The sequence below is a fragment of the Aminiphilus circumscriptus DSM 16581 genome (genome assembly GCF_000526375.1).
GTDB classification, from domain to species: domain Bacteria; phylum Synergistota; class Synergistia; order Synergistales; family Aminiphilaceae; genus Aminiphilus; species Aminiphilus circumscriptus.
Genome location: NZ_JAFY01000005.1, coordinates 308,052 through 327,204 on the forward strand (window position 1 = coordinate 308,052; position 19,153 = coordinate 327,204).

The window sequence follows — 19,153 nt, forward strand, 5'->3', positions numbered from 1 at the left end:
TCCAAAGAGACTGTTTTTATTTTTTTGTCCACCCCAAAAAACACGACAAGAAAAAAGGCTGGCATCGGGCTCGGTCTTTTGTATAATGAGCATCGTATGCTTCTTGTGATGCCATTTTCAAGGAGGGGTTTCGAAATGCCGGCACGCCCGCTTTCCCCTGCCCAAAATCTAGATCTTCGGCAAATCGTTTATGAGAAAATCAAGGAAGCGATCATCGAGGGAATCATTCCCCCGGGAGAGCGTCTTTCCGAAGTGGATCTCGCGGAGCAGCTTATGGTGTCGAGAACGCCGGTCCGCGAAGCGATTCGGCAACTCGCCCAGACTGGGCTGATTACCCTGGTGCCTCGCAAGGGGGCCTACGTGACCCTTCCCACCATCAAGGATGTTCGGGATCTCTACGAACTCCGCATTACCCTGGAGGTTCTCTCGCTCGAACACGTTTGCGCGAATCCACCGAGGGAGCAGTTGGAGGAATTCCGCAATCTCTTCCAGAGCGTCAAGGACACGGACGACCCGAACGAATACCTCCGGGGCGACAGGGCATTCCATTCGATGATCCGGGAGGCCACCGGAAACCGCTTTCTCGGCAGCGTTCTCAACAACGTGATGGATCTCATCCACCTCTGTCGTCATTATTCCATCGAGGGCGTTCCTCTGAGCCACTCCGCTCAGGAACACGTGAAACTCATCTCGGCCATTCTGGACGGAGAGACGGATCTCGCGAAGGATAAACTGCGCACCCATCTGCTGGGTGCACTGGAGGCGCTGGTCGCATTCCTGAAGAAGCATCCTGAATTCATCAACCAGGAAGGGTAACCCCGGACAAGGAGCCCCTGCGTGATGGACCCGGCCTTCGTTCTCTACAAAATTCTCGGAACGTTCCTGGTACCGCCGGGAGTGTTTGTCTTGTTTTTCGTTCTTTTTGCAGCCGCCGCATTCCGACGCCCCCGAAAACCTTTCCTCGGCGGGGCACTGTCTGTGTCCGGTGTTCTCTTTTTTCTCCTCTGTCTTCCCGCAACCGCCCGACTGATCACGGGAACTCTGGAACACGCCTGGAAGGCCGTACCTCCTCCGGAAAACTGCCGTTGGGCTGTCGTGGTCCTCGGCGGAGGAATCCACCTCGGTGAAGCACCGGAGGACGCAGCACCGGGAGCGCATACGCTCGAACGGCTTTTCGGAGCATGGGAACTCCTTCAGGATGATAAGGAATGGCCCGTGATCTTCTGTGGTGCGGCAACGCGGAAAGGATTTCCCTCCGAGGCGAAAATCATGGAGGCGACATTGCGCAAGCTGGGATGGCGCGGAACAGCGATTCTCGACGAGAACTCCCGCACGACTTGGGAAAATCTCACCGCCGCGAGGGATCATCTCGGTCCCTTGAAAGCGGAGGGGGTTATTCTGGTGACAAATGCCTTTCACATGTCAAGAGCATATGAAACGGCTCTCCGGATCCTTTCCGTACCGGTCCATCCCTATCCGGCGGGGTACCTTACGGACAAAGGGAGCCTCACGTGGTACGAATTCCTGCCCCAGGGAGGAGCATTTCTGGACACTCTGACGGGGTTCAGGGAACGACTAGGTGCTGCAGCCTACCGCCTCTTCCGTTAATCACACCGGCGAGACGCTCAAAGAGCGCACGCGATCGAAAAACACATCCAGGGGCTTTCCGTTCCCGGCGGCTTCTTCAAGGGCCAGCGCAATCTGGAATTCCTCGATCCTTCCCGCCTGGGCAGCCGCACCCTTGAGGCGGTTAGCCCATAATCCGATGATTTTCGCGTCCCCGCCTTCAAGGGCGCCGAGAAGTCCTTCCCGAATCTGGGGAAGCTCTTCCCGAAAAACCGCTGCCACCAGTCGTCCCATGTCCTCCACCTCGCCATCCTCCTCCACGACGAAACCCGTCCATTGGGCGAGGATGTCCCGGAGAAGCTGCGGTGTCACAGGCTTCATGGCATAATCGTCCATTCCTGCCTCGAGCGCTTCGAGAGCACCCCCTGCGCCACCCGCCGTGAGCGCCACCACCGGAACGGTAATGCCCCTTCTCCGTATCTCCCGAGTCGCTCCGTATCCACCGAGAACCGGCATGAAGACATCCATGAGCACAAGATCCACGGAATTCCGCTCCAGAAAGCCCAGCGCCTCTTCGCCATCCCTGGCGCAGAGGACATCGCATCCCCACCGTTGGAGAATGCCCTCGAGCAGTTTTCGGTTCACCAAACTGTCGTCGACGACGAGCACCGTCGGTGGCGTCGCCCGTTCCTCCGCCCTTCCGATCCTCTGTTTCCCCGAAACGAACAACGGGAGTCGAAGCTTCCAGAACAGTCCTCCCGAGGTGTGGGTGATGTTGCAGGACTCGGCGTACATCTCGATCTGGCGATTCAGGAGGGACCGCAGAGGACCTGGGGTCACCTCTCCAGAGGAAAGAACCTCGAAGGCCACTTCCAGCTCCCCCTCTTCGAGCGTCGCCATGCAGGCCACCGCGGGGGCATTCATCTCGCAGAAACAGTATTCCACAAGTCCCGTCAGCAAAAACGCCGCCCCCTGGGAAAGAAACCTCTCCTTGGGAAACGACGCAAAGGTGCAACTCCACTCTCTCCCCAAAAGATTACGCCACGCCTGCCCCAAAGCGTCGAGACGGGCAAGGGAATCACCAAGGGAAAGAAGCATGGGGGAAAGATCCCGCACACAGGAAGCACACAGGAGTGCCTCCACGTGCGCCCGGAGAAGGACGAGCTGCTCCCGCACTCTTTCGGAATCGGCGTTGCCTCGCCCGGATGCGGACAGATCCTCCATGCCGAGATCCAGGGAGAGAAACGCGGCGTTGATCTGTTCTCCGAGAACGATTCGTCGGCTCTCCATCTGCCAGGCCGTCCGGGCATCCAGAGCGAGAATCGCCAACGTCGCATCGTCCTCGAAACAGGCATGTTCACGTTCCGTGTAGGCCGTCTCGCACCCCGCGACGAGAAAAAGCTCCTCCCCTGCGAGGCTGCTGCGCCTCAGAAGCAGTCGGGGATCGAGACGCCGCCCTCGGAGAAGGGGCGCCACGTCGCTTTCGCGCTTGTTCCCGGGAAGACCCGCAAGGATGTGCACCACCGCCAAATCGTCCCTTTCGAGACGAAAGAGGCGTCCGGAATCTCCGCAGTAGAGCCAGCCGGCGCGGCGGGGCGCCGCACAGCGCCAGAGGGCATATCGGCTTTCCGTGCGTTCCGCGAGATAAGGCAGCAGAATTCCTGCAAAATCCTCGCTGCTGGGGGCTTCTTTGAGTTTCTGTAACAGGTCCACGAACCGGCTCTGCGACATGGCACACTCCTCGACGATTCGCTTCGGCGGATCACATGTCCTTCCCGGGGCGCGCTGAATACATGACTATCCTATTACAATCATACGGCGTGCATGCAAAGAGTGCAAACAGGTTCTTCCCGAAAATGCCTCAGGGCTCCTCGTCCCGAAAACGGCGCCAGAAACCCCGGAGGCGGGCACCCATCTCCCGCTCCGCCCCCAGCGTTCCCGGGAAATAGCTTCGGAGGAGACGATCCATATAGTTCTGGGGAACCCAGTGCCGCGGGTCATCGTGAGGATAGACGTAGCCCGATCCGTGGGGACGGAGGTGTTCGGGCACTTCCTGAACATTTCCCTTCTCCAGGGATGCCAAGGCGGTGTTCACCGCCTGATAGGCGCTGTTGCTCTTGGGCGCCGAGGCCAGATAGATCACCGCCTCGGCGAGAATGATCCTGGCCTCGGGAAACCCCGTCATGTCCGCCGCATAGGATGCAGCGGCGGCGAGTAGAAGCGCCTGAGGATCGGCAAGCCCCACGTCCTCCGCGGCGAAGATAAGAAGACGTCTGGCGACGAAACGGGGATCCTCGCCCGCGGCGATGAGACGTGCCAGCCAATAGATCGCCGCGTCGGGATCGGAGCCGCGCATGCTCTTGATGAGGGCGGAGATGACCATGTAATGGTCGTCTCCCTTGCGGTCGAATCGCTGCAGCGCTTTGGGCAGAAGCGCTGCCACCGCTTGGGCGGTGATCCGAGATCCTCCTCCGGCGGCCACGGCGTTCGCCACGGCCTCAAGACGCATCAACGCCTGTCTCGCATCACCCCCGGCTCCTTGAGCGATCATTCCGAGGACATCCTCCTCCGGGGTAAGCTCCAGCATGCCCAGCCCACGTTCACGATCCCGCAGGGCGCGCCCGAGAAGAGCCTCGAGCGACTCCTGCCCCAAGGGGCGCAATTCAAAGACGAGCATGCGCGAGAGAAGGGTCTTGTTGATCTCGAAAAAAGGGTTTTCCGTGGTGGTTCCTACGAGAATCAGATCTCCCGACTCCACGGAGGGAAGCAGGGCGTTCTGCTGCTGTTTGTTGAAATGGTAGATCTCATCCACGAAGACAAGAGGCATTCGCCCCTTGCGGGCGTGCTTGCGTCGGCGGGCTTCCGCAACCAGATCACGGAGTTCCGTCACCTTGGCGGTCACGGCGTTGATCTCCAGAAGATCCCGCTCCGTCGCAGTCGCCATGAGACGCACCAGCGTGGTCTTGCCCACCCCAGGAGGTCCGTAGAGAATGCAACTGGGCACGTTTCCGCTCCGGAGCAGTCTTCCGAGGGGTGTTTCGGCGCCCACGAGATGCTCCTGGCCGACATAGTCGTCCAGACTCGTCGGACGCATGCGGTCCGCCAGGGGCCGCTCTCCTCTCGGAGCTGTGTCGTCCCGGAACGGAGTCCCTGAATCTCCCAGGAGAAGCTGCCCCTCGCTCACGAACACCGCCTCCCCTCAAGGCGAGACAGATATGCATCCAAAACGGCGGCCACATCATCGGGATCGGACGGAAGGAGCACCGTCCCCTCCTCGCCTTCGAGGATTTCAAGAAAGGGAAAGCGGGCTCCGAGCACCCCATGGCAAACCCGAACCAACGGCTGCCCCAGCCATTCGCAGGAGAGTCCCGACCAGTTCTGCCACTGGGATGCCTGCAGCAGAAGATTCCCAGAAACAACCAGGGTACCGACACCAAGAGCGGCTGCCCGCTCAGCAACTTCGCCCACACGTGGCGATGCCCCGGGAAGAACTCCTCGTATTTCCCAGTTTTTTTGAAGCTGCTCCGGATCAAGATGCGCATACTCCCACGGCAGGAGAGGAAGAGGCCTCTCCAGAAAATCCACGAGATCGGTCATGCGAGGGAGGGAAAGATCCGCCCACTGGCACCAATCCTCATCGTAGCGCTGCACGAGAAGTGCTCGCATACCGGCCCTCCGGGCGCCGATGAGATCGTAAAGGAAATCACCCACGACGACACACTCCCGCGGTGGAATCCCCAGCGCTCGTGCGGCGTTCCAGAACGCGCCCGGTTCCGGTTTCACCGGCGCCACATCCCGGGTGAACACGAAGGGAGGCAGAGGAATGCCACAGACCGACGCGGCGCGCTCCACAGACTCCCGACAGTTCCGGGAGACAACGCACCATGGCATGTTGCGCTCTTCGAGCCATCGTAACACGTCCATCGCACCGGGAACAGGTTCGGCGTTTTCAGCCCCGTTCATCTCCACGTCGAAAAGCGCCTGTTCCAGATCCTTCCGGACGCTTTCCTCCAATTGAGAAAGAACTTCGAGCAGCATAACCCGTTTTCCGCCGAAAAATCGCTCGTAGATGGGAGCAAAACTGAGACGCGTCTCCGCGAGAACGCCATCCCAATCGAAGAGAATCCCCTGCGCCCAGGCAGGGTGCCAGAAAGGCGCGGAAGCAGCAAAGCCGTTCATGGATCGTCCTCCCCGTCGTCTCCGCCTTTTGCGTAAGCCCGTTGCGGAAACGCTTCTTTCCTCCATGCTACCCCTTTATTCGCCTCTTCGCAAAACGACGGGTGGGGAGAACGCATAACCGTTCTCCCCACCCGCATTCGAAAAGCCCCGCAGTGCCGTGATAGCTAGGCCTTGACCCGATCCTACCAAAGTGGAGACGTACCCTGCCTTAGCTTTGTCAATGCTCGCGCATCTCCGCCGCCGGCGGGGATGTCCGCCTCCGAAGGCTCGAGTGTTGGCTCAAGGCACTACGCTGTATTCACGAACACCGCAGGAATGCTCTTCCTGAACTCAGTATAGCACTTTTACATCTCCGCAACAAGGTGGATTTCGCTGTCGCAAGGATTCACGGAAAGGCATCCCGCGAGAAAAGTCTTTGAGAATGCGTTTAAAAAAGTTATCTTTTTATCTGAACAAAAAAGCACATCAACACGAAGGCAACGAAAAAGAAATTACCTCCCCAACGTTTCCGCCTTGCAGCGTCTTTTCGACGACATCCGTCACCCGAGTAATGGAAAAAGCTCCTTGGATTGACACTTCAAGCGCAACAGAGGCGAAGCCAACTTCCGAGAGACCTCCACCGGAGTGTGCTCGTCTTTAGCCCTCGTTGCGTTTGAAGTGTAAATCCACCCTCTGCAACGCAGTCTCTCCGAAAGGCGCCAAATCCATTGGTGGCCTGTCGGAAGTGTTTCGGAACACGCTCGTTCTTGTCGCGGTTAAAACAAGGGAAGCTCTGAAGAAAGGCCTTTCGCTTTCCCTTGACTCGGGTCGCATCAGGCTCTGCGAGGCGCCCTGCGGGGCTGACGCAGCCTTATTCAGAGATTCCAAAGGCTGAACACTCACCTTCACCTTTCCGAGACGGCTCTCCACCACCAGGAATGCAGTTCCGAAAGCGTGTTCACGTTGCGAAAAGAGTTTCGGTATCCGGGAAGAACGGCAAGGGAGCGTTCCTCCACAACCCGCAGAAAAAGGTTCTCGTAAAAGGAAGTGATCTTCCGTTCCCCCCGGAACAGGGCGTTTTGCACCGCCGACAGGGCGGAGCGGGAATAGAAGGCATGAAGAGGTTCGAGATAGCCGTCCAGGCGAGCAACGATGGCCTCTCCCGAGAGGGCAGACGCATCGGCTGCACGAGAAAGGCTCCCCTTCTCCAATGTCATTCCCGTTGTCCAAAGAAGGCGCACCACGGCCTCGTTCACGTCGGGCATGTCACAACCGACCACGAAGGCCCAGGAAGTGCGCATGCGCTCAAGCCCGACGGCCATGCCGCAGAGGGGACCTCCGCCTTCCTCCGTGTCGCAGAACAGGCGGGTTCCCGTGCGGCGGAGCAGCCCTCCGAAAAGGGATTCCACCCGGTCCATCTCACCGGGAGAAACCACGAGAAGCCGTTCCTCGGTCCACCCGGAGAGGCGGAGGAGAACACGTTCCAAAAGGGGTCCTTCCGGCAGTTGCAGATAAAGTTTGTTCCCTCCCATGCGTTGCCCCCGACCGCCTCCAAGGATGAGGGCGGACACGGAAGGAAACGGATCATCGGATTTCATGCCCATCTCCTTTCAAGGATACGTCGCTGGCACATCCATATCATAGCGCAAACCCCATCTCCCTTTCGTACGAAAGGGAGATGGGGTTTGCGCGAGAAGAGTGCCTGTGACCTCTCCGTCCAGCGTGTTCGAAAAACAGGAGCCGATGACGCCTCGTTTCGAACTCAGTCGATGCTCTGGAGATTGGTCTTGAAGACGAGGAAATAGAAGACGGCGACGAAGAGGATGCCCCCGACCATGTTGCCGAGCGTCACGGGAACGAGATTGTTCAGGTACCCCCCGGCACTCACGGCGGCGAGCTTCGCCTCGGGAAGCGCCGCCGCGGCGACGACATCTGGATTTCCCTTGAGCAGGATGCCCAGGAACATGAAGTACATGTTGGCAATGGAGTGTTCGAACCCGGAAGCGACAAAGGTCATGATGGGGAAGACGATGGCGAAGATTTTTCCCACCACGTCGAGAGCGGCCATGCTGATCCACACCGCGAGGACGACGATCCAGTTGCAGAGGATTCCCCGGAAAAAGGCTTCGCCCACGGGAAGGCTCATTTTGTTCGCGGCGATCTTGAGCGCGTAGGCGCCGATGGGACCCTTCCAGAGCCCGCTGAGAAAAATGAGATAGGCTACGAGAATCGACCCGAGCAGATTGGCCACATAGACCCAGAACCAGTTCCGGGCGATCTGGCTCATCGTGGCACATCCGGAGAGGGCTCCGAGAGGCATGAGGCAGTTCCCCGTAAAGAGTTCCGCCCCCGCGATGACGACGAGGATGAGTCCGACGGCGAACACGGCGCCGCCGATGAAGCGGGATCCGCCCAAACCTATATGATCGGCGAGATCATGCGTAACGACGGTCATCATCCATCCCCCGAAGGCAATGTACGCTCCGGCGAGAATTCCGAGAACCAGCATCTGGGGAACGGACCAGGCGGCCTTGGCCTTTGCGGTGGTGCATGCCGCCTGAGCAAGCTGCACGGGAGTCTTGAAATTCATGTCCCTCCATACCTCCTTGAGTTGTCGATCCGGCACGAAGACGGATCCGGCATTATTCCATGTTCTGCGGAATGCTCCTCGCATCTTGAAAAGAATGTTTCGCAAGTCCCGGAAGGACCGGAACGCCTGATCCTCCGTTCCGATCCTTCCGTACCGTCACAAATCGCTCGCTTTCTCTTTTCCTTCGGTTCGGGGAACACCGTATTCTTCGATGACCTCCGACCTACGAAGCACGGATCTCTACCCTTTTTGCACCCGTACCGCACTGATCTTGAACGCAGGCGTCTCCGAAGTGGGGTCTATAGCCGCCGCGGTGAGCGCGTTTGCCGGCGCTTCCCCGAAGTGGAACGGAACGAAGACCATTTTGGGCGGCACTTTCTCGGTGATTTTCGCCTTGCCGCGCACCTCACCCCGGCGGGAGGAGACGCACAGCAGCTCGCCTTCCCGAACGCCGATCTGTTCCGCATCGACGGGATTGATCTCGATGTGCAGTTCATCCACGAATTTTTCCGTGGCACTCCGTCCGGTCATGCTCCTCGTGTGGTAGTGATAGAGCAGGCGTCCCGTGCTTGCGAGGAAGGGATACTCCTCGTCGGGCCATTCATGGGGAGCCTTCCACTCGCAGGGGGAGAAGAATCCCTTGCCGTTGGGACGGGCAAATTTTTCCGAATGGAGAATGGGGGTTCCGGGATGCTCCGCATTCGGGCAGGGCCAGCAGAGGGCGCCCTGCTCAAGGCGCGTGTAGTTCATCCCTGCGTAACTCGGAACGAAACGGGCAAGATCATCGAAGATCTCCGAGGCGGACGAGAAATTCCAGTCCGCACCGCATTTCTTCGCCAGGGCGACAAGAATCTCCCAGTCAGCCTTGGCTTCTCCCGGCGCGTTCACGGCCTTCCGTATCCTCTGGACGGCCCGCATGGTGTTGGTAAAGGTGCCGTCCTTCTCGGCCCAGCAGGCGGCGGGGAACACCACATCCGCGAGCTGTGCCGTCTCGGTGAGGAAAATGTCCTGCACAACGAGAAAATCGAGGGCCTCCAACGCATGCCGAACGTGGTTGGTGTCCGCGTCGCTCACCATAGGGTTCTCGCCCATCACGTAGAGGCTTTTCAGTTCTCCTTCTCCGGCGGCTTCGAGCATCTTTACGAGACTCTTGCCAGGGCTGAGCGGAAGTTCGGCTCCCCATAGATTCTTGACCTTCTCACGCACCGCAGGGTCGGCTACTTTGGCGTATCCCGGAAGCACATTGGGAAGACAGCCCATGTCGCAGGCGCCCTGAACGTTGTTCTGACCCCTGAGGGGGTTCACACCCGTGCCGGGGCGCCCCAGATGGCCGCAGAGCATGGCAAGATTCGCCACGGAGCGGACGTTGTCCGTCCCCGTGGTGTGCTGGGTGATGCCCATGGTGTAGAAGATCGCCGAGTTGGGGCCCTTCGCGTAGAGTCGGGCCGCATTGACGATATCTTCCGGTGCGATGCCGGTGATCTCGCTCACCCGCTGTGGATCATAGGCCGCGACAAGCGCTTTCAGGGCTTCGAAATTCTCGGTTCGCTCTTCAACGAACGTTTTGTCGTAGAGATCTTCCTTGATGATCACGTGCATAAACCCGTTGAGCAGGGCAACGTCGCTGCCGCTGCGCTGACGAAGGTAGACGTCGGCATATTTCGCAAGCTCGATCTTCCTGGGATCGCAAACGATGAGTTTCTTCCCGTTTTGTTTGTTTTCTTTGATCCAAGAGCCGATGACAGGATGTGCTTCCGTGGTGTTCGAACCAATGACGAGCATCACATCCACCTCTTTGATGGAGGCGAAGTCGTTGGTCATTGCACCGCTTCCGAGGGTCTCGCCGAGACCCGCAACTGTGGCGCTGTGTCAGAGATGGGCACAGTGATCGACGTTGTGTGTGCCCACCACCTCCCTTGCCAACCGTTGGAAGAGATAGTTCTCTTCGTTTGTGCACCGGGCGGAGGCGAAGAAGCCCAGCGCATCGGGACCATGGTGCTCCTTGATCTGGGCGAACTTATAGGCGACAAGGCCGAGCGCCTCATCCCAAGAGGCCTCGCGGAAGCTTCCGTTCTCGCGGATAAGAGGTTTGGTGAGACGGTCATCGCTGTGGACGAACTGCCAGGCGAAACGCCCCTTCACACAGCAGCGCCCCCCGTTGAGGGCGGACTTGCTGGAGTAGTCGGTGGTGATGTTGGCAATGCGGCCAGTGCGCTCGTTCACGGAAATGGTCAGCTCGCACCCCACACCGCAATAGGAGCAGATGGTCTTGACCTTCTTCAGTTCCCAGGGACGCCCCTGTCCGACCGAGGCTTTTTCGTAGAGAGCGCCCACGGGGCAGAGCTGCACACACTGACCGCAGAAGACGCAGTCCGAGTGCTCCAGATCCTTTCCGATGGGAGGATGCACCATGGTTTTCACGCCACGCTGCTGGAAATCAATGGCGTGGTAGCGTGCAAGCTCGTCGCAGGCACGGACACAGCGACCACAGAGAACACATTTGTCCATGTCCCGCACGTAGAAGGGGTTGGCATCTTCGAGGCGGTGTTCTCCCTTCTGGACATCCGTCTCCTCACGGAACCGGGACTCGGAAATACCAAGCTCATAGGCGATGTCCTGGAGTTCGCACTTGCCGTTGCTGGGACAGGAGAAGCAGTCCAGAGGATGCCGGACGAGGATGAGCTCCACCACCGCTCTTCGGGCCTCCTGCACCTTGGGGCTGCGAGAATGAATGACCATTCCCTCCACGAGGGGCGTGGTGCATGCGGGCAGGAGTTTGGGATTCTTTTCCACCTCCACGAGACAGACCCGGCACGCACCGAAGGGGGTGATGGCGGGATGATCGCAGAGCGCCGGAATGTGAAGGCCGTTGTCCCGGGCAGCCTGAAGAATGGTCTGTCCAGGGCGGGCCGTGATCTCCCGGTTGTCGAGAATGGCTTTTATGGTCTGCATGACTCGCATCCTCCCTGTGTCTATCGCTTGGAGATGGCCTTCACGGGACAGGCCGCCTCACAGGCCCCGCACTTGATGCATTTTGCGGGATCGATCACGTGAGGTTTCTTCACCTCACCGGCGATGGCTCCGACGGGGCACATCCGGGCGCACTTGGTGCAACCGATGCACTTCGCTCCGTCGATGACGTACTGGAGAAGACTCTGACACGCTCCGGCAGGGCACTTCTTGTCGAGAATATGGGCCTCGTACTCGTGCCGGAAATAACGCAGCGTGGTGAGCACCGGATTCGGCGCAGTCTGCCCCAATCCGCAGAGAGACGCGTTCTTGATCTGGTTGCCGAGGTAAGCGAGATTGTCCATGTCCTCGGGCTTGCCCTTGCCTTCGGTAATACGAGTGAGAATGTCGAGCATCTTCTTCGTGCCCTCCCGGCAGGGAACGCACTTGCCGCAGGATTCCCGCTGGGTGAACTCCAGGAAGAACTTGGCCACGTCCACCATGCAGGTCGCCTCGTCCATGACGACGAGGCCGCCCGATCCCATGATAGCCCCCGCCGCCGTGAGCGACTCGTAGTCCACGGGCGTGTCGAGATGCGCCTCGGTGAGGCAGCCGCCGGAGGGACCTCCGATCTGAACGGCCTTGAATTTCTTGTCGTTGATGATGCCGCCGCCGAGTTCAAAGACCACCTCGCGGATGGTAATGCCCATGGGAACTTCGATGAGTCCCGTGTTCTTCACCTTTCCGGTGAGGGCGAAGACTTTGGTCCCCTTGGATTTCTCCGTGCCGATGGCGGCGTACCAGGCGCCACCGTTGCGGATGATGGCCGGAACGTTGGCCCAGGTCTCCACGTTGTTGATGTTCGAGGGTTTGCCCCAGAGTCCCTTGTTTGCCGGAAAGGGGGGACGGGGACGGGGCATGCCGCGCTCCCCTTCGATGGAGGCCATGAGCGCCGTCTCTTCGCCGCAGACGAACGCTCCCGCGCCTTCCTTCACATGGAGATGAAAAGAGAAGGACGTGTCGAGCACATTGTCCCCGAGAAGCCCCAACTCCTCAGCCTGTCGGATAGCTTCGTTCAAATGCTTGATCGCCAGGGGATATTCGGCCCGGCAATAGATGTATCCCTCGTCGGCTCCCATGGCGTAGGCACCGAGCATCATCCCCTCGATGACCGCATGAGGGTCACCCTCGAGGATGGAGCGGTCCATGAAAGCGCCGGGATCTCCCTCGTCGGCGTTACAGATGGTGTACTTTTTCGTTCCCGCCGCCTTGCGGCAGAACTCCCACTTGAGTCCCGTGGGGAACCCGCCACCGCCGCGCCCGCGAAGGCCAGAGGTCTTCACTTCCTGGAGCACGTCCTCGGGGGACATTTCCTTGAGGGCTTTCGCCAGAGCCACGTATCCATCCCGGGCAATGTACTCCTCGATGTTGTTCGGATTGATGTAGCCGCAGTTCGCCAGGGCGATGCGGACTTGTTTGCTATAGAAGGGTATTTCCTTGTAGTGGGGTACACCTTGGGGCGTGACAGGCGTCTTGTAGAGAAGCCGCTGTACGAGACGTCCCTTGTAGAGGTGCTCCTCCACGATTTCCGCCACATCCTCCGGCTCCACCCGACAGTAGAACGTCCCCTCGGGATACACCACCACGATGGGTCCCATCTCGCACATGCCATGGCAACCCGTCTCCACGAGCTTGATTTCCCTGTCCATATTCCGTGCGGCCAGTTCTTCCTCAAAACGAGTCCGAACCGCACCGGCACCACTGGCTGTACAGCCAGTGCCGCCGCAAAGCAACACGTGACCTCTTGCGCGGTACTCCGCCACCGCTCTCCCCCCCCCCCTGAAGTTATTCCGTACGCCCGATAACGCGATCCTCCACGATGTTGCCGTTCACCACATGTTCCGCAACAATGCGGGGAACGTCCGCAACAGTGAGCCGGCCGTAGGTGATACGAGGCTCTCCGGGGCGGATCACATCGAGAAGGGGCTCCTGCTGGCACATGCCGATGCACCCCGTGGTCTCCACGGAAACATCCTTGAGCCCCCGCTTCTCAAGTTCGACAAGCACGTTCTGCATGATCTCCCGCGCTCCTGCGGCGATACCGCAGGTCCCCATACCGATGATGATGCGGGTCTTTCCCTGGGAACGCGCCGCGGTGAGATCGCTCGCGTTCTCCTTGATCTTCCTCAGATCGTCCAGGCTCGTAATCTTGGGCATAGTCTCTCCCCCAGATCTAGGCGTAATTATCGAGAATGCGCACCGCATCCTCGGGCGTCAGACGACCGTGGGTCTCGTCGTCAACCATGAGCACCGGAGCAAGGCCGCACGCCCCCAGACAGGCCACGGGCTCCAGTGTGAAACGGAGATCCTCCGTGGTGCCGTTTTCCTCCACCTTGAGAACACCCTTGAGCTTCTCCATGATGGCCAGGCTCCCCCGCACGTGGCAAGCCGTACCGCGACAGACGCGAATGATGTGCCTTCCTCTGGGCTTCAGATGAAACTGGGCATAAAACGTACACACACCATAGATTTCCGCCAGGGGAACCAGCAACTCCTGTGAGACATATTCCAGCACATCTGCGGGAAGATACCCGCAGTGATGCTGGATGGCCTGAAGCAAGGGGATCAGAAACCCCTTCCTTCCCTTGAACGAGGCGACGATCTGTCGAACCCCCTCATCGACAGCCCCCGTTCCTGCAACCGCTGCAACCTGTGTTTCCATCCTTTCGGACAGCTTTCGCTGCCCACACCCCCTTCCGTATTGATATTGCGTTCACACGAATAAACATTCCACACAAAAAGACACTGCCTTCACAAATGCTTCAAGAATTTTATCATGCTCCCTTGTCCTTGTCACGCAAAATGTTGCGTAATGTATTCGATGTACAAAGAGGTGTGTTTTCTCGGAATAAAACACAAAATGACTTTGTGCTGCAATGAAGATCCTCTGGAGAGCCATCTCTCCGGAGTACATGACACTCCATCCTTCGTTTCCTGGAAAACACAAGGCGAGGACGACCTCATCGATGAAGTCGCCCCCGCCTTGTCCTTCCAGGGAAACAGATTTTCTTGTAACACGTCTCTTTTCGATAAAAGGATGCGCCTTTCCGTCAGGTCCCATCCGTCCCGTCGCTCACTTCCGCGGCGGCTCGACGGCTTTTCGCTCCTCCCACCATTTCCGGAATGCCGCAAACGCTGCGGCAACTCTCTCTGCGCACTCCGGTGTGAGTGCATCGTCGAAATCGAAGGAGACGCCGCTTACGGAAAGCATCCATGCCTCGCGAAGAGGATGCCCGAGTTCCTCCGCAAGGCGAAGAATCCATCCCGGGCCGAAGGAATGGATATTCAGCGATTCCGAGCCCCCGTCCGGAACGACAGGAACGAACATGTATCCCGCCTCGGAGGAGGCCACGGAGGCATCGACGAAGAACACCATCTCCGCATCGGCCAGATCCGCCGCGACCTCGGGAAGAAGCTGGTGATCCAGGTGAAGCGCCACCGTTTCTCCCCGCTCCGCCAGCCAGGTCGCGATCTGTGGCGCCAGAATATGCCCCACCCCATCGTCCTGGCGAAAGGGATTTCCGTATCCTATGACATGCACGCGCACCGCGAAACACCTCGCTTCGCCACCATGCTACGGACTGCGGACATTTTTTCGGGAAGGAACGCGTGCGTTCGCCTGCGGAACACACGCCTCTCCCACTCCCGGAAGAAGCGAAGGGGCCGAACGGCCCCTTCGCTTCCGAACAGATCGCGGACAGAACGAGATTTCCTTCTCCGACTCCTGGGATCAGGATCTTTCCTGGTCCGAGAGCAGAACGCCCTTGGCGTCGAACACCTGGAGGCGCAGGGGCATTTTCCCCACCGCATGGGTGGAGCAGGAAAGACACGGATCGTAGCAGCGGATCACGTGCTCCATACGGTTCATGATCCCTTCCGTGACCTTGCCATCCTTGATATAGTCCCTGGCCACAAGTTCCACGCCCTTGTTCATGGCGAAATTGTTGTGCCCCGTGGCGACGATGAGGTTTACCCTCGTGATGGCCCCCCGATCGTCCACCTCGTAATGGTGAATGAGCGTTCCCCGGGGCGCCTCGATGACACCGATTCCCTCGGGATAGAGTTCCCGGGAATGCACACGAAGATCGCTTCCCATGATGTCCTCGTCGTCGAGGAGTTCCTCGATCCGCTCCAGCCCGTAGAGGGTTTCGATGAGTCGGGCATAGTGATAATACATGGTGTAGTGCACCACGCCGTCCTCGGTGAGCTTCCGGAAAGCCGCCAGCTCCGCCGATGCCTCGGGAGTGGAAATGTCGTCGCAGGCGTTGACGCGCCCCAGAGGACCGACGCGGTAACTGCCGTTGGGATACCCCAACCCGCGATAAAAGGGGAATTTGAGATAGCTCCAGGCCTCCACGTGCTCACCGATGTGGTCGAGGTACTCCCAGTCCGGAAACTCGTCGATGATGCGCCCTCTGGGCCCACGGAAACGGATGTCCCCGTCGTAGAGTTCGAGAAAACCGCCGTTCACCAGTCCCAGAAAGGCCGTCTCTAGGGTGGCGAACCGTTTTGCCTCCTCACCCTTTTCGGCGAGATAGTTCTTGATCAGGTCCAGGGCTTCACGGACAATGGCCTTCATCGCGGGAAGATCTCTGACGATCTCGTCGCGCTCGTCCTGCCGAAGACTTCTGTTCACCCCGCCGGGAATGCTGTGCCAGGGGTGGACCTTCTTGCCGCCAAGAGTCTTGATGATCTCCTGTCCGAACTTGCGCAACGAAATCCCCTTGACAGCCAGCTCGGGAAACTGCCTGGCCAGACCGACAACGTTGCGGATGGCGGGATCCGCATCGAACCCGAAGAGCAGATCCGGGCTGGAGAGGTGGAAGAAAGAGAGTGCGTGGGACTGGACGAACTGTCCCATGTGCATGAGCTCCCGGAGCTTGTGGGCGCTCGGCGTGATCTCCACCCCGAGAATGGCGTCGCAGGCCTTGGCCGCCGCCAGATGGTGACTTACAGGACAAATGCCGCAAATGCGGGGCGTGATGACCGGCATTTCCCGGAAATCCCGACCCTTGGAAAAAACCTCGAAGCCCCGGAACTGAGTGACGTGGAATCGTGCATCCTGGACCTGTCCCGCTTCGTCGAGGTGGACGGTGATCTTTCCGTGTCCCTCGATCCGGGTCACCGGATTGATTTCGATCTTGCGCACCGTGGTCATACTCTTCGCCCTCCTCCTAGTCGTACCGCATCATGTTCGCGGGAACCTTGGGCACTCGCCCTTCGAGGATCTCCTGGAAGACCCAGAGGATGGTGTCCGCGTCGGGAGGGCATCCCGGAATGTAGACGTCGCACTTCACCACATGGTCGATGGGGATGGCCTTTGGCAACAGCGCCGGAAGCTCTTCCCCGGGAATGACCTTTTCCGGGTTCACGGTGCTTTTCGTCTCCGTGTAGGCTTCTTCCAGAACCTTCTCGGGGGAGAGGAAATTCCGCATGCAGTTGATGCCCCCGAAGACGGCGCAATCACCCCATCCGACGAGGATCTTGCAACGATCCCGCATTTCCTTGGCGAGATGGACTTCTTCCTCGTTGCCCAGAGCACCGTCGATGACGCCCACGTCCACCTGGGGGATTTCCTTGCCGTCCACCACGGGCGAGTAGAGGATATCCACTTTCTCGACCAGATCGGCGAGGCGCTCGTCGATGTCGAGGAAGGACATGTGACACCCCGCGCACGCCTCAAGCCATACCGTTGCGACTTTTGCCTTCGCCATTGCCGACACCTCCTACTTCAGAACCATCTGTGCCGCCGACGGAGCCACCCGGGATGCGAACACCGCTTCGCAGGGCGGAACGGCGGGGCGCTCGATGGAGATGCCCAGATCCTTGGCGAGATCGTCGAGAATGGTGGACAGCCCCCGGACCTCTCCCTTGGGCGGAACGATCACGTTGAGCCGGCGCCGCTCGCCTTCGACGGTGCAGTAGTGACCGCTTCGCTCGTACCACGCGGGAGCGGGAAGGAGCACGTCCGCCATGTTCACCAGGGGATGGACGAGATAGGGAGTCTGTACCACCACGAAGCGCGTCCGGAAGATCGACGCGAGCATCGTCTCGTCCTCGGGAATGAGCCCCGTGGAGAAGACATAGAGGAATTCAAGGTCCTCCTTGCCAAGCCAGCTCTCGGAAGCGCACACCGTGTTTGCCGCGCCAAGGCTGTTGCCGCTTGTCACGAGGGGAACCACACCAAGGCCATCGTCGAAGAAAGCCTTGCTCGCGATGGCTACGTTCACCGCCGCCGTAACCGTATCGGGGTTCTTCGCTGCGCAACCACCGAGAACGAAGACAGGCTTTTTCGCCTGTATGAGGCAGGCTGCGATCTCCTCCACAACTTTCGGATCCACCCCTGCGATGGTCGCACACTGCGCCAGAGATTCCCGGTAGGGCTCAAGGGCCTCTCGGGCTGTTCCCGTGTCGTTCTCGGAAAGGCGCAGTGAAGCGATGGTCTGCGCCAGGGCGTTGAGAAACTCGGGTCTGATGACCTTCCCAGGCATGGGCACATGCACGTCCGTGATCCCTTTGAACGGGTCCTCGTCACAGGAGATGTTCAGCAGTTTCGCACCATCCCGAAGAACCGCCACTCGGATGTAACTTGCCACGACGGGAGCTTCCTCCTGGGGATCGGCGCACACCGTGACAATACAATCGCTGTCCAGAATGTGATGCGCCGCCGTGAAGGGGCGGACACCCTGAACACGGAAGGGATCGAGCCCCTTGATGAATCCTCGGAGCACGTCACCGTCGAAGGTATCCACTTTCTCCATTTTAAGCCCACTCCGGAAGAGGCCGGAGAACAGGGACAACTCCTCGTCCGTACACAGGCTGGACAACAACGCTCCCGCCTTGCCCCGTTCGTAGGCAGGTTTGAACTTCGCCGCCACGAAACTCAGCGCTTCGTCCCAAGATGCCTCGCGATAGCCCGCACCGTCACGGATCATGGGGACCGTCACGCGATCCCGTTCCGTGGACTGCGGGAGCCACCAGCGTCCCTTGTGGCAGAGCTGCCCTCCGTCGGGCTCCTCCGTGCCAAGCCCTTCCACACGGGTGATGCTGCCGGTTCGGACATAGGCCTTGAACCGGCACCCCACGGAGCAGAGCGGGCAAACGCTCTCCACCGCGTCGTCGCACTGGCTCCGTTTGCCTCGATAGGCGAACTCGCGGAGCGTGATGGTCCCCGTAGGGCAGACCTGCGCACAGGCACCACAGCTCACACAGGTATCGCTCTCGCCGAGCTTCTTTCCCAGATCGGCCACCACCGTGGCGTTCCAGCCCCGTTTCTGAAGATCCAGGGTGTGGGCGCCGACCTTCTCCGCGCAGATACGGATGCAGCGAAGACAAAGAATACAACGGTTGTGATCCAACTGAATTTCCGGGTGCGTCGCGTCGTTGGAGAAGTCCGCGTAGAGATAGGGATAACGCACCGAATCCATACCGTGTTCGATGGCCTGGCGCTGCAGCTCACAGTCGCCACTCTGGGAACAGTACATGCAAAAATGATTCCGACCGGCGAAGAGGAGTTCCAACACCTGCTTTCGGTAGTTGAACAGCTTCTCCGTTGTCGTGTGCACCACCATGCCATCCTGGGCGGGCGTGGTGCAGGACGTGAGGAGTTTTGGGTTTTTTTCCACCTCCACCACGCACATACGGCACGCACCGATGGGGGTGAGGCCCTTGAGATAGCACATGGTGGGAATGGTTACCTCGTTCTTCTGAGCCACCTCCAGGATGGTCTCGCCCGCAACGCCGCTGCACTGTTTTCCGTCTATGGTGAGGATGATCTCCTTCATTGCGTCTCCCTCCGTCACGAGTGCCGTTCCGTCTTCGGCAACGGTC

Annotated in this window: 16 protein-coding genes and 1 other RNA gene; 2 read left to right on the forward strand and 15 right to left on the reverse strand. The window is 59.4% G+C overall.

What is annotated here, in order from left to right; genetic code table 11:
• Positions 1–135 precede the first annotated feature (135 nt).
• Both K349_RS0108600 and K349_RS0108605 read left to right on the forward strand, forming a co-directional pair.
• Entirely contained in the window at positions 136–816 is a 681-nt protein-coding gene (locus tag K349_RS0108600) for a GntR family transcriptional regulator (RefSeq protein WP_029165442.1), read from the forward strand.
• Positions 817–840: 24 nt separating this feature from the next.
• Positions 841–1,608: a YdcF family protein gene (locus K349_RS0108605; RefSeq protein ID WP_029165443.1), complete on the forward strand. Its 768-nt coding sequence runs from the start codon at positions 841–843 to the stop codon at positions 1,606–1,608.
• On the opposite strand, the gene K349_RS18040 is transcribed toward K349_RS0108605, so the two are convergent.
• The 15 genes from K349_RS18040 to K349_RS0108685 all read right to left on the reverse strand — a co-directional run bounded on the left by K349_RS18040 (position 1,609) and on the right by K349_RS0108685 (position 19,107).
• Positions 1,609–3,297 (reverse strand): response regulator, encoded by a 1,689-nt coding sequence (locus K349_RS18040; RefSeq protein ID WP_029165444.1) that lies wholly within the window; start codon positions 3,295–3,297, stop codon positions 1,609–1,611.
• A 130-nt stretch (positions 3,298–3,427) separates the two neighbouring features.
• A complete protein-coding gene (locus K349_RS0108615; RefSeq protein WP_034265458.1) occupies positions 3,428–4,660 on the reverse strand; it encodes a replication-associated recombination protein A in 1,233 nt (410 codons plus the stop codon).
• An 86-nt stretch (positions 4,661–4,746) separates the two neighbouring features.
• Positions 4,747–5,745: an HAD family hydrolase gene (locus K349_RS0108620; RefSeq protein WP_029165446.1), complete on the reverse strand. Its 999-nt coding sequence runs from the start codon at positions 5,743–5,745 to the stop codon at positions 4,747–4,749.
• Positions 5,746–5,885: 140 nt separating this feature from the next.
• A non-coding RNA gene (gene ssrS / locus K349_RS18720) (6S RNA) lies at positions 5,886–6,064 on the reverse strand.
• 565 nt (positions 6,065–6,629) lie between these two features.
• Positions 6,630–7,322: a molybdenum cofactor guanylyltransferase gene (gene mobA, locus K349_RS0108630; RefSeq protein ID WP_029165447.1), complete on the reverse strand. Its 693-nt coding sequence runs from the start codon at positions 7,320–7,322 to the stop codon at positions 6,630–6,632.
• 164 nt (positions 7,323–7,486) lie between these two features.
• Positions 7,487–8,314, reverse strand: coding sequence for a formate/nitrite transporter family protein (locus K349_RS0108635; protein ID WP_029165448.1), 828 nt, complete (start codon positions 8,312–8,314; stop codon positions 7,487–7,489).
• A gap of 240 nt (positions 8,315–8,554) precedes the next feature.
• Complete coding sequence (gene fdhF / locus K349_RS19690) at positions 8,555–11,266, reverse strand: formate dehydrogenase subunit alpha (RefSeq protein WP_084460306.1); 2,712 nt, start codon at positions 11,264–11,266, stop codon at positions 8,555–8,557.
• 20 nt (positions 11,267–11,286) lie between these two features.
• Positions 11,287–13,086 carry an NADH-quinone oxidoreductase subunit NuoF gene (nuoF, locus tag K349_RS0108655; RefSeq protein WP_029165451.1) on the reverse strand — a complete coding sequence of 600 codons (1,800 nt, stop codon included), beginning with the start codon at positions 13,084–13,086 and terminating at the stop codon, positions 11,287–11,289.
• A gap of 22 nt (positions 13,087–13,108) precedes the next feature.
• Complete coding sequence (locus tag K349_RS0108660) at positions 13,109–13,480, reverse strand: (2Fe-2S) ferredoxin domain-containing protein (protein WP_029165452.1); 372 nt, start codon at positions 13,478–13,480, stop codon at positions 13,109–13,111.
• Between the two features lie 16 nt (positions 13,481–13,496).
• Positions 13,497–13,985: an NADH-quinone oxidoreductase subunit NuoE gene (nuoE, locus tag K349_RS0108665; RefSeq protein WP_029165453.1), complete on the reverse strand. Its 489-nt coding sequence runs from the start codon at positions 13,983–13,985 to the stop codon at positions 13,497–13,499.
• 51 nt (positions 13,986–14,036) lie between these two features.
• Positions 14,037–14,384 carry a hypothetical protein gene (locus K349_RS19375; RefSeq protein ID WP_169731329.1) on the reverse strand — a complete coding sequence of 116 codons (348 nt, stop codon included), beginning with the start codon at positions 14,382–14,384 and terminating at the stop codon, positions 14,037–14,039.
• Between the two features lie 12 nt (positions 14,385–14,396).
• Positions 14,397–14,870, reverse strand: a complete 474-nt coding sequence (locus K349_RS0108670) for a hydrogenase maturation protease (RefSeq protein ID WP_029165454.1) — start codon at positions 14,868–14,870, stop codon at positions 14,397–14,399.
• Positions 14,871–15,053: 183 nt separating this feature from the next.
• Positions 15,054–16,481 carry a Ni/Fe hydrogenase subunit alpha gene (locus K349_RS0108675; RefSeq protein ID WP_029165455.1) on the reverse strand — a complete coding sequence of 476 codons (1,428 nt, stop codon included), beginning with the start codon at positions 16,479–16,481 and terminating at the stop codon, positions 15,054–15,056.
• Positions 16,482–16,497: 16 nt separating this feature from the next.
• Positions 16,498–17,037 carry an NADH-quinone oxidoreductase subunit B family protein gene (locus K349_RS0108680; RefSeq protein ID WP_029165456.1) on the reverse strand — a complete coding sequence of 180 codons (540 nt, stop codon included), beginning with the start codon at positions 17,035–17,037 and terminating at the stop codon, positions 16,498–16,500.
• A 12-nt stretch (positions 17,038–17,049) separates the two neighbouring features.
• Positions 17,050–19,107 carry a molybdopterin-dependent oxidoreductase gene (locus K349_RS0108685; RefSeq protein ID WP_029165457.1) on the reverse strand — a complete coding sequence of 686 codons (2,058 nt, stop codon included), beginning with the start codon at positions 19,105–19,107 and terminating at the stop codon, positions 17,050–17,052.
• Positions 19,108–19,153: the final 46 nt, after the last annotated feature.

Excerpts from the sequence above, each read along its gene's own strand:
- K349_RS0108600 (WP_029165442.1), top strand. The coding sequence starts at position 136 with ATGCCGGCACGCCCGCTTTCCCCTGCCCAAAATCTAGATCTTCGGCAA.
- K349_RS0108605 (WP_029165443.1), top strand. The coding sequence starts at position 841 with ATGGACCCGGCCTTCGTTCTCTACAAAATTCTCGGAACGTTCCTGGTA.
- K349_RS18040 (WP_029165444.1), bottom strand. The coding sequence starts at position 3,297 with ATGTCGCAGAGCCGGTTCGTGGACCTGTTACAGAAACTCAAAGAAGCC.
- K349_RS0108615 (WP_034265458.1), bottom strand. The coding sequence starts at position 4,660 with ATGCGTCCGACGAGTCTGGACGACTATGTCGGCCAGGAGCATCTCGTG.
- K349_RS0108620 (WP_029165446.1), bottom strand. The coding sequence starts at position 5,745 with ATGAACGGCTTTGCTGCTTCCGCGCCTTTCTGGCACCCTGCCTGGGCG.
- mobA (WP_029165447.1), bottom strand. The coding sequence starts at position 7,322 with ATGAAATCCGATGATCCGTTTCCTTCCGTGTCCGCCCTCATCCTTGGA.
- K349_RS0108635 (WP_029165448.1), bottom strand. The coding sequence starts at position 8,314 with ATGAATTTCAAGACTCCCGTGCAGCTTGCTCAGGCGGCATGCACCACC.
- K349_RS0108660 (WP_029165452.1), bottom strand. The coding sequence starts at position 13,480 with ATGCCCAAGATTACGAGCCTGGACGATCTGAGGAAGATCAAGGAGAAC.
- nuoE (WP_029165453.1), bottom strand. The coding sequence starts at position 13,985 with ATGGAAACACAGGTTGCAGCGGTTGCAGGAACGGGGGCTGTCGATGAG.
- K349_RS19375 (WP_169731329.1), bottom strand. The coding sequence starts at position 14,384 with ATGGGACCTGACGGAAAGGCGCATCCTTTTATCGAAAAGAGACGTGTT.
- K349_RS0108675 (WP_029165455.1), bottom strand. The coding sequence starts at position 16,481 with ATGACCACGGTGCGCAAGATCGAAATCAATCCGGTGACCCGGATCGAG.
- K349_RS0108680 (WP_029165456.1), bottom strand. The coding sequence starts at position 17,037 with ATGGCGAAGGCAAAAGTCGCAACGGTATGGCTTGAGGCGTGCGCGGGG.
- K349_RS0108685 (WP_029165457.1), bottom strand. The coding sequence starts at position 19,107 with ATGAAGGAGATCATCCTCACCATAGACGGAAAACAGTGCAGCGGCGTT.